We start from the raw sequence: 12,812 nt of genomic DNA, 5'->3' as shown, positions 1-12,812 counted from the left end.
TGTAATTATATGAAAAGACTTTTACTTATTTTAATTGTGATTTTTGTTAGTTGTAATAACTCTAATAAAACTGAAATTAAAAAGGAAGAAGTTGTAAAGAAGGATCTAGAATCTTTTTTTATTGCAGATAAAATTGATCACTATTATTTAGATATTTCTGATTTTTCGGTTTATGACATTCTCAGAAAAAAGATAGTTGTTGATGATCAAATTAAGTTAAGTAGTTTATTAAGTGGTAATTATCCTCAAACTATTTCAGAACCAAATTTTGAATCTGATTTATTAAAATTTCATTTTGTTAAAACAGAATTAACTAAAGAAAAGAAGAAAGAAGTAGAGGCAATTTTTACACAAAATGATTCTTTATCACCAGATGTAGCAAGCTGCATTCCAAAATATAGGGATATATTTATTTTTAAAAGAAATGATTCTATAATTGGTATTGCCAAGATTTGTAATGGTTGTGGAGAATCTCAATTTTTAGGAACTAAAGTTGACACTCATACTTTTGGTTTACCATCAGAGCTTGAAAAGCTTTATAAAATAGTAAGATAGTAATACTTGAATTATATTTTAAACCTCTCTAAAGCAGAGGTTTTTTTATGTTTAAAAATTAGAAATTAACATTTAGAGAAATGACAAGACTGTGGAAAAAACAAGTATTAAAGCTGTAAATTGCTTTAACGATTTTAAGGCATCGTCCGGATTCGATTATAAACTTTATCTAATTTTTTTTTTTAATTAACCATAAAAAAAAAGATATATATTTCTGTAGGTTTTTAAAGGCATTGTCCGGATTCGAACGTAAACTTTATCTAATTTTTTCTAAAAATTAAACATAAAAAAACCTCTAAATTGCTTTAGAGGTTTTTGAGGCATCGTCCGGATTCGAACCGGAGTAGGAGCTTTTGCAGAGCCCAGCCTAGCCGCTCGGCCACGACGCCATTGCTTGAACGGATGGCAAAAGTAACTAAAATCTTTAAAATTCAAAACTTTAAAAGTAACTATTTTAAAAAATTAGTTTTTATGCTTAAAAGAATTACTTTCTAACTTCCGTCATTTTTATAGTAACTGATTCAACATCACCACCAATAGGAGGATTTATTTTGGAAACCCAAACCGTAGTTTTTTCTATCATTTCAATTTCTGCAAGTACGCGAATATTGATTCTTTTTGCCACATGTTCCAATAAATGTGAGCGAATCGCCATTTCTTCCGTAACAATTTTGTTCAAATGTACATAATCAACAGTGTCAAGAAGATGATCTGTTTGTGCTGATTGCTGTAAATTAGCTTTAATTTTTAGATCAACAGTATAGTCTGATCCAATTTTTCCTTCTTCAATTAAACATCCATGATAGGAAAAAGTGCGGATGTTTTTTAGTTTTATAACTCCCATTTTCTTATTGTTTAAAGTTTAAAGTTTCAGGTTTAATGCCAGTTAAGTAACTTTAAACCTGAAACCTGAAACCTTTTTTTTATCTTTGCTAAAATTACTATAAAATAATGGCATCAGAAGAGAAATCACTCAATTTTATTGAACAAATCATAGAGGAAGATTTAAAATCAGGTCTTTCACAAACTAAACTTCATTTTCGTTTTCCACCAGAACCAAACGGTTATTTGCACATCGGACACGCGAGTTCTATTGCTTTAAATTTTGGTTTAGGAATTGATTATCAGTCACCTGTAAATTTACGTTTTGACGATACAAATCCAGAAAAAGAAGAACAGGAATTTGTTGACGCTATTAAAAAAGATGTAGAGTGGCTAGGGTATACATGGGCAGAAGAACGTTACGCTTCGGATTATTTTCAACAATTGTACGATTGGGCCGTTTTATTAATTAAAAAGGATAAAGCCTATGTTGATAGTCAGTCTTCTGAAGATATGGCAATTCAAAAAGGGACTCCGTCTACTGTTGGAACAGATAGTCCGTACAGAAATCGTTCTGTTGAAGAGAATTTAGATTTATTCGAAAGAATGAAAAATGGTGAATTTGAGGCTGGAACTCATATTCTTCGTGCCAAAATAGACATGAAATCTACCAATATGCTGATGCGTGATCCTATCATGTACAGGATTTTACACAGACATCATCATAGAACCGGAGACGATTGGAAAATTTATCCAATGTACGATTGGGCACACGGACAAAGTGATTATTTAGAAGAAATCTCACACTCCTTTTGTACACTAGAATTTTTGCCGCATCGTGAATTATACGATTGGTTTTTAGACCAGATTATTGATGAAAATCAGATTCGTCCAAAGCAAAGAGAATTTGCAAGACGTAACTTATCACATACTGTTGTTAGTAAAAGAAAATTGCAGCAACTAGTTAAAGAAAAGCATGTTAACGGTTGGGATGATCCTAGAATGTCAACTATTTCCGGATTAAGAAGACGTGGTTATACAGCTGCTTCATTACGTAATTTTGCGAATACAATTGGTATTGCAAAACGTGATAATTTGATCAATGTATCAGTTTTAGAATTCTGTATTCGTGAAGATCTGAACAAAATTGCACCTCGTGTAATGGCTGTTTTAGATCCTGTAAAATTGGTAATTACAAATTATCCTGAAGGAAAAGAGGAGTGGTTGGAAGCAGAGAATAATCAGGAAGATGAGAATGCTGGTTTCAGAAAAGTTCCTTTTTCCCGTGAATTATACATAGAAAGAGAAGACTTTTTAGAAGAAGCTCCGGCAAAGTTTTTCCGTTTGACTTTAGGAAAAGAAGTACGTCTTAAAAATGCATATATCATTAAAGGAGAAAGTGTTATAAAAGATGCGGCAGGAAATATTACAGAAATTCATGTTACTTATGATACCGATTCTTTAAGCGGAAGCGGAACAGAAGCAAGTCAAAGAAAAGTATCTGGAACTCTGCATTGGGTTTCTATTCAGCATGCCGTTGAAGCAGAAGTTCGTATGTACGATCGTTTGTTTACAGATGAAGCTCCGGACAGTTATAAAGACAAGAATTTCTTAGATTTTGTGAATCCAAATTCATTAGAAATCATCAAAGGATTTGTAGAACCAAGTTTGGCAACTGCTCAAAATGAAGATAAATTTCAATTTCAACGTTTAGGTTATTTTACTGTTGATAAAGATTCAACTGCTTCAAAATTAGTATTTAATAAAACTGTTGGATTGAAAGATGCCTGGGAAGAAAAAGGTAAAAAGGAAGAAAATAGTATCAATAATTCTTTAAAAGATATTAATAAATATTTTAAAGTTGAAACTAAGCCGGAACGTATTGCAATTGAAAGTGCAATAGGGGAGAGCATCAAAAATGTTTCAAGTTTTTCGTTGTTACAAAATTCATTAAAGAAAAATATTAACAATAATAAAGCTTCGTTGTTATTTGCTCAGTTTATTTTGAAATATTCTCATTTGAAATCTGCTGATTTTGAAGAAGAGGATATCAAAAAATTATATACAATGTCATTAAGAAGTGAATCAACTTATGTTCGATCAAAAGCACTTTTGAATTTAAGAGATTTAGAAAATCAAAGTTTAAAAAGTCAGTTTGAAGATGAAATTTTAAAATTATATTCAAATCCTCCAAAAAATGCTTCAGAGAGAGAAATTGAAATTCTTTCTGAAATGGTAAAGAAATAACATCATTAAAATCTATTGAAAAGCGCTTTTTATAAGCGCTTTTTTTATTATTTATATTTTCTATTTAAAATTAAATTTTTATAAATATTTTATATTAAAAGTGACCTATATAAATTGCTTTTAAACGCTTTTTTTACTTCTTCCCATACAGAATTCATCTTTTAAAAAATAATTAAAATAAGCGTCTTATTTTAGTTTTAGGTCTCGTTTTAGCCTTCTTTAGAGCTTATTAACAACGAAATGTTTATAAAGTTGTTATTTTAAATAAAGTTTTTAGAAATCTATGAATTTCTTCAAAATTAAAAATGAAATTTCATTAAATCAATTTTAATGATCATTTTTAATAATTTAAAAGTTTATAATTATTATATATAAAATCTATTGTATTTCATTTTTTAATAGATAATTTAAACTAAAAGTGACCTCTATAATTTAATTTTAAGGCCTTTTTTTACTTCTTCCATCTCTTAACTCATCTTTTGAATAATTGTTGATTTTTAAGCTTTATTTAAGTTTTAGACATCATTTTTGTGAGTTTAACGGGTTATTAACATACAATTGTTTATAAAGTTGCTATTTTTATCCAAAGGTCAAATCTGAAATTTTTTAATTTTAAAAATGATACTTGAGGAATCAAATCTGAGTTTATCTGAAAATTCAAAAATTACGTTTTTTGTTTTTAGATTTTATTCTAAGCCTGCATTCCGAAAATTGGTTTTATGGTCAATTCTAATTGTGTTTGTGTTTTGATAATACTTCAGTAAAAGTATTTTTCGATTTATTTCATAATTTTCAAATTTCATGAAATTGGTTTTGTGATTTATAAATTTTGATTTTCATTTTTGATCAAAGAAATTTTTTAAACCTTAAATTTAATTATCATGAAAAATGTATTTTTTACTCTGGCTATTTTATTTGCAAACATTGCAATTTCTCAAACACATCAAATCTCAAAACACAATGGAGAAGAATTGGATGCTAATTTTATCAAACAAGAAAACGGTTTAATTTATTACTCTTTAAACGGAAGTGCTGAAGAACATAAAATCACCAAGTATGCTGTTTCAAAAATTACCAATAAACAGACGAATCAAACTAAAAAAATATCTGATAGAGTAGTAGTAGATTCTAAATCAGATTACAAAATGGTAACTGTTTTATCTCAGGAAAAGACAATAGGTTTAAAACAAGCTGCTAATTTTTCTGGAATATCGACGAAGACAAAAGGAGAGCCGCCAATTGCAAATCAAAACCAAACTGCTTTAAGGATCAAAACGCAGTCAGCTTCAAAGGGTTATCCGTTTGTAAGCATAGTTGAAAATGATGGTAAATACGAAGCAGTAGCTTACATGTATTAATTGTATTGTTAAATTACAGTAAATATCATTTAATCAATATATTATATTTCAAAAAAGCAGTACCTTTATTAATCATTTAAATTTTAACATTATGTCAAAGAACTTAAATACTATTGCGGCAATATTAGCTGGCGCCGCTGCAGGTGCAGCAATTGGAATTTTATTTGCTCCGGATAAAGGATCAAAAACCCGAGCGAAATTGAAAGAAGGTATAGATGATGCAGCACATAATTTGAAGGATTCATTATCAGCAAGCTCTGAAGTTCTTCGTGAAAAATTCACAGGAGCTACTCAAGGTCTTGACGGTACTTTTGATGAATTGCTTTCGAATGTAAGTCATAAAACAGAAGAAGTAATTACGTTTTTAGAATCTAAATTAGCCGATTTAAAAGCACAGAACGCTAAACTTCAAAAATAATAAATACAAGAAGCACAAAATTTGATTACTTTTAAAAGTAATTTTTTGTGCTTCTTTTTTTTAATTTAAACTACAATTATGGCTTTTGAAGAGTTAAAAGAAAATACTGAAAACATTCAGGATCAGGCTAAAGTATATTTAGACAGTCACTTAGCGTATTACAAACTTTGGGGATTTAAAGTTGCCATGAAATCGACCACTTTAATTTTCAAGTTTACTCTGATTTTATTGTGTTTTAGTATGGTTTTAATTTTCGGATCTTTTGCTGCAGCTTATGCTTTTGGTGCATTATTTGAAAGTACAGCACTTGGATTTTTAGCAGTAGGAGGGATCTACCTTTTGTTTACCATTTTACTTTTCTTTATTAAAGATAAGTTTGTTGAAGGTCCAATTTTAGAAAAATTCTCAGAAATCTTTTTTAACGACTAATTTATGGAACCAAAAAAATACGCATCATACGCTGAAATCGAAAGAGATTTGGAAATTCTGAAATTAGAAAAGGAGATTAATTATCAGAAATTGGTCTTAAGTTTTCAGAGAACCAAAGAAGGAATTACACCGCAGAAAATTGTTAATGGATTCTTTTCTTCTTATAAAGATTATTTTTCCAACAACTATCCTAAGATTTTGCAATCCATTTTACCACATATTATCAGTTGGTTATTCAATAAAAAAAGAGGCAATTAAGCCTCTTTTTATTTGTATTATTCTTTTATTTCGGGTTGAATATCATCTTCATAACCAGATTGAAGTGGTTCAATCTTTTTAGGTTTTTCTAATTTTTTATTATTTTTCTTCATCATTTCTCCAACCTGATTCGATGCTGAGAACGATGCAACCATATTATTCAGCATATCACTTCCGGCTTGCGGAGAATTCGGTAACAAAATTAAATTTGAATTGGCGTCTGCACCAATTGCCTGTAATGTATCATAATGCTGTGTAACTACAATTAACGCAGAAGCTTCTTGTGAATTGATTCCCACACTGTTCAAAACTTCAACACTTTCTACTAAACCTCTTGCAATTTCACGACGTTGATCTGCAATACCCTGACCTTGTAAACGTTTACTTTCAGCTTCTGCTTTTGCTTTTGCAACGATTCTGATTCTTGAACTTTCAGCTTCAAATTCGGCAGCCGTTTTTTCTCTGTCTGCGGCGTTGATTCTGTTCATAGCATTTTTTACCTGGATATCCGGGTCAATATCTGTTACCAAAGTATTGATAATATCATAACCGTAAGTGGTCATGGCTTCGTTTAATTCTCTTTTTACTGCAATTGCGATATCATCTTTTCTTTCAAAAACATCATCTAATTTTAGTTTTGGAACTTCGGCACGAACAACATCAAATACATAAGCCGTAATCTGATCGTGTGGATATTCCAGTTTATAAAAAGCATCGTATACTTTTTCCTGAATCACTTTAAACTGAACTGAAACTTTCATTTTAATAAAAACGTTGTCTTTCGTTTTGGTTTCAATGATAACATCTAACTGTTGAATTTTAAGATTTACACGTCCGGCAATTCTGTCGACGATCGGAATTTTTAGTTGTAAACCTGAATTTCTTACGCTTAAAAATTTACCAAATCTTTCGATTACAACAGACGATTGTTGTTTGACGGTAAAAAAAGAAGACATGAAAATAAAGAATCCGAAGACTAAAAGGATAATTAATGCTGTGTTCATGGTGATATAGTTTAGTTTTTATGATTGGGTAAATTACGAATATTCTTCCAATTTAAATTTTTTAGACATTAAAAAAACGCTAAGAACATTTTATAGATGTTTCTTAGCGTTTGATATTTTAAAGTAAATTATTTTATAATGTACTTATGGCTTTCTGAATTCTCGAAATTGTTTCTTCTTTTCCGATGATTTCAACAATGTCAAATAGGTGAGGACCTTTTAAAGCGCCAACCAAACTCAAACGGAAAGGCTGCATTACTTTACCCATTCCAATTTCATTTTTAGTTAACCAATCTTTTACGATGGCTTCGATATTTGCTGAATCAAATCCATCAATATATTCAAGAGTCGAAATCAATTCCTGCATTAAAGCCGGAGTTTCTTCCTTCCAGTTTTTGCTTGCTTTTTCATCATACGATGTTGGAGCCTGGAAAAAGAAATCAGTTAAATCCCAAAATTCAGAAACGAAATGCGCTCTTTCTTTAATCAGGGAAACGATTCTTGTGACATCATATTTAGAAACATCAACGCCTTTTTCAACTAAAATAGGAGTGAAGTCCTTCGCTAAATCAGCATCATTTTGTTTGATTAAATATTGGTGATTGAACCATTTGTTTTTCTCAGGATCAAATTTTGCTCCCGATTTATGAACTCTGTTCAGATCAAAAGATTCCACTAATTCTTCTAAAGAAAATAATTCCTTATCCGTTCCGTCATTCCAACCTAACAAGGCTAGGAAGTTGATAACAGCTTCCGGGAAAAATCCTTTTTCTCTGTAACCAGATGAAACACCTTCTTCGGTTTTCCATTCTAGTGGAAACACAGGAAACCCTAATTTGTCACCATCTCTTTTTGATAATTTTCCGTTTCCAACCGGTTTTAAAATCAAAGGTAAATGTGCAAATTCCGGAGCATCCCAACCAAAAGCTCTGTACAATAAAACGTGAAGTGGCATCGATGGCAACCATTCTTCTCCACGAATTACGTGTGAAGTTTCCATCAAATGATCATCAACAATATTGGCCAAATGGTAGGTTGGCATTCCGTCACTTTTAAATAAAACTTTATCATCAAGTAAATTCGTTTCAAATTTTACATCGCCACGAATGATATCTTTTAAATGCAAAGTTTCATCAACCGGAGTTTTAAAACGGATTACATAATGTTCTCCATTAGCAATTCTTTTAGCAACTTCTTCTGCGGAAATTACGAATGACGTATCTAACTTTTCACGGTTGTGATGATTATAAATAAAAGTTTTTCCTTCTGCTTCGTGCTGTTTTCTATGAGCATCTAAAGCTTCCGGAGTATCAAAAGCATAATACGCCCAACCCGAATTGATCAATTGATCGGCATAAGATTGGTATAAATCTTTACGATCACTTTGTCTGTACGGACCAAATTTTTCATTTTTACCAACGGTTTCTTCAGGAGCAATTCCCAACCATTCTAATGCTTCCATAATATAAGCTTCAGCACCAGGAACAAAACGAGTCTGATCTGTATCTTCAATTCTTAAATAGAAAACACCATTGTTTTTTTTGGCAAATAAATAATTAAATAGGGCAGTACGAACTCCGCCAATATGTAAAGGTCCTGTTGGACTTGGTGCAAAACGCACGCGAACTTGCTTTGACATTTGTTTAAATTTTGATGCAAAGATACAATTCTAATTAGAGAATTAGAAAATGAGTTTTAATTAGATAATGCCTTGCTTGTAGCTTAATTGACTAATTTTCTCATTGAGAATTATCTAATTAAAATTACTACTTTTATAGGTTATAATCAAAAGAGATTTTATTTTGAAAACGACATCTGCTATATATCAAAAGTTAGAAGCTTTTATAAAGAAATATTACACGAACGAATTGATAAAAGGAGCACTTCTTTTTATTGGTTTTGGATTATTGTATTTTCTGTTTACGCTTTTTATTGAGTATTTTCTTTGGTTAAAACCAGTAGGAAGAACGGTTTTATTTTGGTTATTTATTGGAGTAGAAGTTTTCCTTTTGTTCCGATTTATCTTGTTTCCAATTTTCAAGTTGTTCAAACTTCAAAAAGGAATTGATTATAATGAGGCTTCTAAAATTATTGGAAACCATTTTACAGAAGTAAGTGATAAACTAACGAATTTTTTACAATTATCTTCTTCTGAAAATTCAGCAGAAAGTTCTGAATTAATGTTGGCTTCGATAGAACAAAAAGCGAATTCGTTGCAGCCAGTTCCATTTGGGAATGCCATCAATTTTAAAGCGAATAAGAAATATTTGCCATTGGCTTTGGTTCCAGTTTTACTTTTTGCCGTGTTTTATATTTCTGGAAATAGCAATATCATTTCTCAAAGTTTAAATAGAGTGGTGCATTTCAATGCTACGTTTTTACCACCAGCTCCTTTCAAATTTGTGGTTTTAAATTCGAATTTGCAAACAGAACAAAACAAAGATTTTGTTATCAAAATGGAATCGGTCGGAAAGGTAGTTCCGGAGAATGTCATGATTCATATTGGAGATGAAAGTTATTTTATGGAATCATCTCAACCGGGAAAGTTTGAATTCAAGATTGAAAAACCAGTTGATAATGTTCCCTTTTCTTTTGAAGGAAATTCAGTTTCATCTGATGAATATGAATTAAAAGTTATTACAGTTCCATCAATTGCGAACTTTGAAATGGTGTTGAATTTCCCATCTTATTTAAAAAAGAAATCAGAAACTATCCAGGGAACAGGAAATGCAATTGTCCCGGAAGGAACTTTGGTAACCTGGAAAATGAATACACAATCGACTCAGGAGATTGTTTGGAAGGATGAGAATGCAGTTTTTAAGTTCAATAAGGCTGAAAACGAGTTTAAACTAGCTAAAAATATCAGTCAAAATACAGAATATCAAATTCTTACTTCAAATAATAAGGTCAAAAACTACGAAAAATTGGATTACCAGCTGTCTGTTATCAAAGATCAGCATCCAACGATTACCGTTTCGCCTGCACCGGACAGTTTAAAGTTGGATAAGAATTATGTGTTGGGAAGATTGGGTGATGATTATGGTTTGTCGAAATTGCAGATTGTATACTACGAACGTAACAAGCCAAACACGGCTAAGCGTGGAACCATTCCTGTAAAACAAGCTGTATTTGATCAGTTCGTTTTTAACTTTCCAAGTAATCTTGCTGTAGAAGAAGGAGTATCTTATGAATACTATTTTGAGGTTTTCGATAACGATGCGCCTCATCATTTTAAGAGTACAAAGTCTTCTGTTTTTTCAGACAGAGTTTCTACTACAGATGAAGTTCAGGATATGGAATTGCAACAACAAAACCAGAATATAAATAGTCTTGAAAAATCTTTAAAGAATCAGAATAAACAATTTTCTGAAATGGATAAGATTCAAAATACCGGAAAAGAAAAGGATAATTTAGAGTTTAAAGATCAGCAAAAAATCAATGATTTTATCAAACGTCAAAAGCAGCAAGACGAATTAATGAAACAGTTTGCTGAGAAAATGAATCATAATTTAGACAAGTTCAAAGACGAGAAGAAAGATAAAACAGCTGAAGATTTACAAAAGCGTTTAGATAATGCAGAGAAAGATTTGGAGAAAAACCAAAAACTTTTGGATGAACTAAAGAACCTGAATGATAAATTGAATAGTGAAGATTTGTTTGATAAGATGGAAAAATTCAAACAGATCAGTAAGAACCAATCTCGCAACTTAGAACAATTGGTTGAGCTGACAAAACGTTTTTATGTTGAGAAGAAAGCAGATCAGGTTGCGGAAAAATTAAATAAGTTAGCAGACCAACAAGAGAAGCTTTCGAATAAAGACAGTGAAAACACAAAAGACAAACAAGATGAAATCAATAAATCTTTTGACAAAATTCAGGAAGATTTAAAGGATTTAAAAGAAGAAAATAAAACATTAAAAGCTCCTTTAGATATTCCTTCTGATGCTTCAAAAGAAAAAGATGTTGATTCTGATTTACAAAAAGCTTCTGAGGAATTAGCTAAAAAGAATACTTCTTCGGCTAAGCCAAAACAAAAAAGTGCTGCTCAAAAAATGAAAAGTATGGCACAACAAATGGAGTCGAGTATGGAGGGTGGCGATCAGGAACAATTAGAAGAAGATGTTGCAATGCTTCGTCAGGTACTAGATAATCTTTTAGCTTATTCTTTATCTCAGGAAGATGTGATGAAACAATTTAAATCAATGAAATTAGGTTCTTCGGCTTATACTAAAAACATTAAAGTACAACAGAATTTGAAACAACAGTTCAAACATGTAGATGATAGTTTGTTTGCTTTGTCTTTGAGAAACCCAAAAGTAGCTGAAGATGTAACGAAGGAAATTGGTAACGTACAATATAATGTAGACAAAGCTATTGAATCTTTGACAGACGTTCAGGTTCCAAAAGGAGTTTCACATCAGCAATATGCTGTTTCGTCTGCCAATAAATTAGCTGACTTTTTGAGTGACTTATTAAATAATATGCAAATGTCAATGTCGAAACCAGGATCTGGAAAACCAAAACCGGGAGAAGGACAAGGAATGCAATTGCCAGATATTATTCAAAAGCAAAAAGGGTTGGGTGATAAAATGAAAGAAGGAATGAAGGAAGGAAAGAAACCCGGAGAAGGAAAGGATAGTAAAAGTGGTGAAGGTAAACAGCAGGGTAAAGAAGGACAAGGTAAAGACGGGCAGGGAAATAAAAATGGTGGAAAAGGAAATGAGAATAAAGAAGGTAATGATGGAGAAGGAGATGCTGAAGCGATTATGGAAATATATAAGGAGCAGGTAAAACTTCGTGAAGCTTTGCAAAAAGAGTTAGCAAAACAAGGTTTGGATTCTCAGGGTAAATCTGTAATTGATCAAATGAAACAATCTGAAAAGCAACTTTTGAATAAAGGTTTTAAGAATGAAAACCTTCAAAGGATTTTAAATATTCAACAAGAATTATTAAAATTAAACAACGCAGTTCAGCAACAAGGCCAAGATACAAAGCGTCAATCTGAAACAAATAAAGCTGAATTTTCTAATCGTTCGAATGCTTTACCAAGTTCGCTTTTGGAATATTTAAACAGTGTAGAGATTTTAAATAGACAATCACTACCTTTGCGCTCGAATTTTAATCAAAAGGTTCAAGAATATTTTAATACAAAATGATCAATTTTAATTACGAAACTGAATTCACTTTAGATAACGAACAAGCCTTTTCTGATTGGTTAAGTGCTGTAATCGTTTCTGAAAATAAAAACGAAGGAGAGATAAATTATATTTTTTGTGATGATGAATATCTTCATAAGATAAATGTAGAATATCTGGATCACGACACGCTAACAGATATTATCAGTTTTGATTATACAGTTGGGAACGAATTAAACGGAGATATATTTGTTTCTGTAGAAAGAGTAGAAGATAACGCAAAAGACTTTAATGTTTCTTTCGAAGAAGAATTGAAGCGTGTCTTGGCTCACGGTATATTACATTACTGTGGTTATAAAGATAAGTCAGATAAAGATGCTGAATTAATGCGTTCCAAAGAAGACGAAAAAATCGCAATGTTTCACGTGGAACTGTAGAGGAATTGTTTTAAGTTTTTTTTGGTTTCAAGTTTCAGGTTAAGAAAGTGAATTAAATGTTCCACGTGAAACACGTTTAGATTTTGTAATAAGAAACTTAAACGTTCCACGTGAAACATTTTTTAACAAGGAAAATTAAAACGTTCCAC

General features: G+C 31.2%; 11 protein-coding genes and 1 tRNA gene. 8 read left to right on the top strand and 4 right to left on the bottom strand.

Annotated elements, in window-relative coordinates; translation table 11 throughout:
- Positions 1-9: 9 nt before the first annotated feature.
- On the top strand, positions 10-555 hold the full coding sequence (locus AC3ITQ_RS05060) for a hypothetical protein (RefSeq protein ID WP_489237075.1): 546 nt from the start codon (positions 10-12) through the stop codon (positions 553-555).
- Positions 556-873: 318 nt separating this feature from the next.
- Here the strand turns inward: AC3ITQ_RS05060 and AC3ITQ_RS05055 are convergent.
- Positions 874-944, bottom strand: a tRNA-Cys gene (locus AC3ITQ_RS05055).
- 95 nt (positions 945-1,039) lie between these two features.
- Complete coding sequence (gene folB, locus AC3ITQ_RS05050) at positions 1,040-1,399, bottom strand: dihydroneopterin aldolase (protein ID WP_489237074.1); 360 nt, start codon at positions 1,397-1,399, stop codon at positions 1,040-1,042.
- Between the two features lie 107 nt (positions 1,400-1,506).
- Here folB and AC3ITQ_RS05045 point away from each other — a divergent pair, with 107 nt between their 5' ends.
- The 5 genes from AC3ITQ_RS05045 (at position 1,507) to AC3ITQ_RS05025 (ending at position 6,087) form a co-directional block, all read left to right on the top strand.
- A complete protein-coding gene (locus tag AC3ITQ_RS05045; protein ID WP_489237073.1) occupies positions 1,507-3,624 on the top strand; it encodes a glutamine--tRNA ligase/YqeY domain fusion protein in 2,118 nt (705 codons plus the stop codon).
- 881 nt (positions 3,625-4,505) lie between these two features.
- Positions 4,506-4,982: a hypothetical protein gene (locus tag AC3ITQ_RS05040; protein ID WP_489237072.1), complete on the top strand. Its 477-nt coding sequence runs from the start codon at positions 4,506-4,508 to the stop codon at positions 4,980-4,982.
- Positions 4,983-5,073: 91 nt separating this feature from the next.
- A complete protein-coding gene (locus AC3ITQ_RS05035; protein WP_489237071.1) occupies positions 5,074-5,400 on the top strand; it encodes a YtxH domain-containing protein in 327 nt (108 codons plus the stop codon).
- A gap of 78 nt (positions 5,401-5,478) precedes the next feature.
- Positions 5,479-5,829, top strand: coding sequence for a competence protein (locus AC3ITQ_RS05030; protein WP_489237070.1), 351 nt, complete (start codon positions 5,479-5,481; stop codon positions 5,827-5,829).
- A gap of 3 nt (positions 5,830-5,832) precedes the next feature.
- A complete protein-coding gene (locus AC3ITQ_RS05025) occupies positions 5,833-6,087 on the top strand; it encodes a DUF6327 family protein (protein WP_072970013.1) in 255 nt (84 codons plus the stop codon).
- A gap of 17 nt (positions 6,088-6,104) precedes the next feature.
- Here AC3ITQ_RS05025 and AC3ITQ_RS05020 read toward each other — a convergent pair whose 3' ends face one another.
- Complete coding sequence (locus AC3ITQ_RS05020; protein ID WP_194656431.1) at positions 6,105-7,091, bottom strand: SPFH domain-containing protein; 987 nt, start codon at positions 7,089-7,091, stop codon at positions 6,105-6,107.
- A 133-nt stretch (positions 7,092-7,224) separates the two neighbouring features.
- A complete protein-coding gene (gene gltX / locus AC3ITQ_RS05015; RefSeq protein WP_489237069.1) occupies positions 7,225-8,730 on the bottom strand; it encodes a glutamate--tRNA ligase in 1,506 nt (501 codons plus the stop codon).
- Between the two features lie 163 nt (positions 8,731-8,893).
- Here gltX and AC3ITQ_RS05010 point away from each other — a divergent pair, with 163 nt between their 5' ends.
- Both AC3ITQ_RS05010 and ybeY read left to right on the top strand, forming a co-directional pair.
- Positions 8,894-12,247: a coiled-coil domain-containing protein gene (locus tag AC3ITQ_RS05010; protein ID WP_489237068.1), complete on the top strand. Its 3,354-nt coding sequence runs from the start codon at positions 8,894-8,896 to the stop codon at positions 12,245-12,247.
- Positions 12,244-12,663 carry an rRNA maturation RNase YbeY gene (gene ybeY, locus AC3ITQ_RS05005; protein ID WP_489237067.1) on the top strand — a complete coding sequence of 140 codons (420 nt, stop codon included), beginning with the start codon at positions 12,244-12,246 and terminating at the stop codon, positions 12,661-12,663. Before AC3ITQ_RS05010 ends, ybeY begins: the two co-directional genes overlap by 4 nt.
- Positions 12,664-12,812: the final 149 nt, after the last annotated feature.

The organism is Flavobacterium sp. KH_001, assembly GCF_057840745.1.
This window is presented reverse-complemented; position numbering and strand designations above follow the sequence as displayed.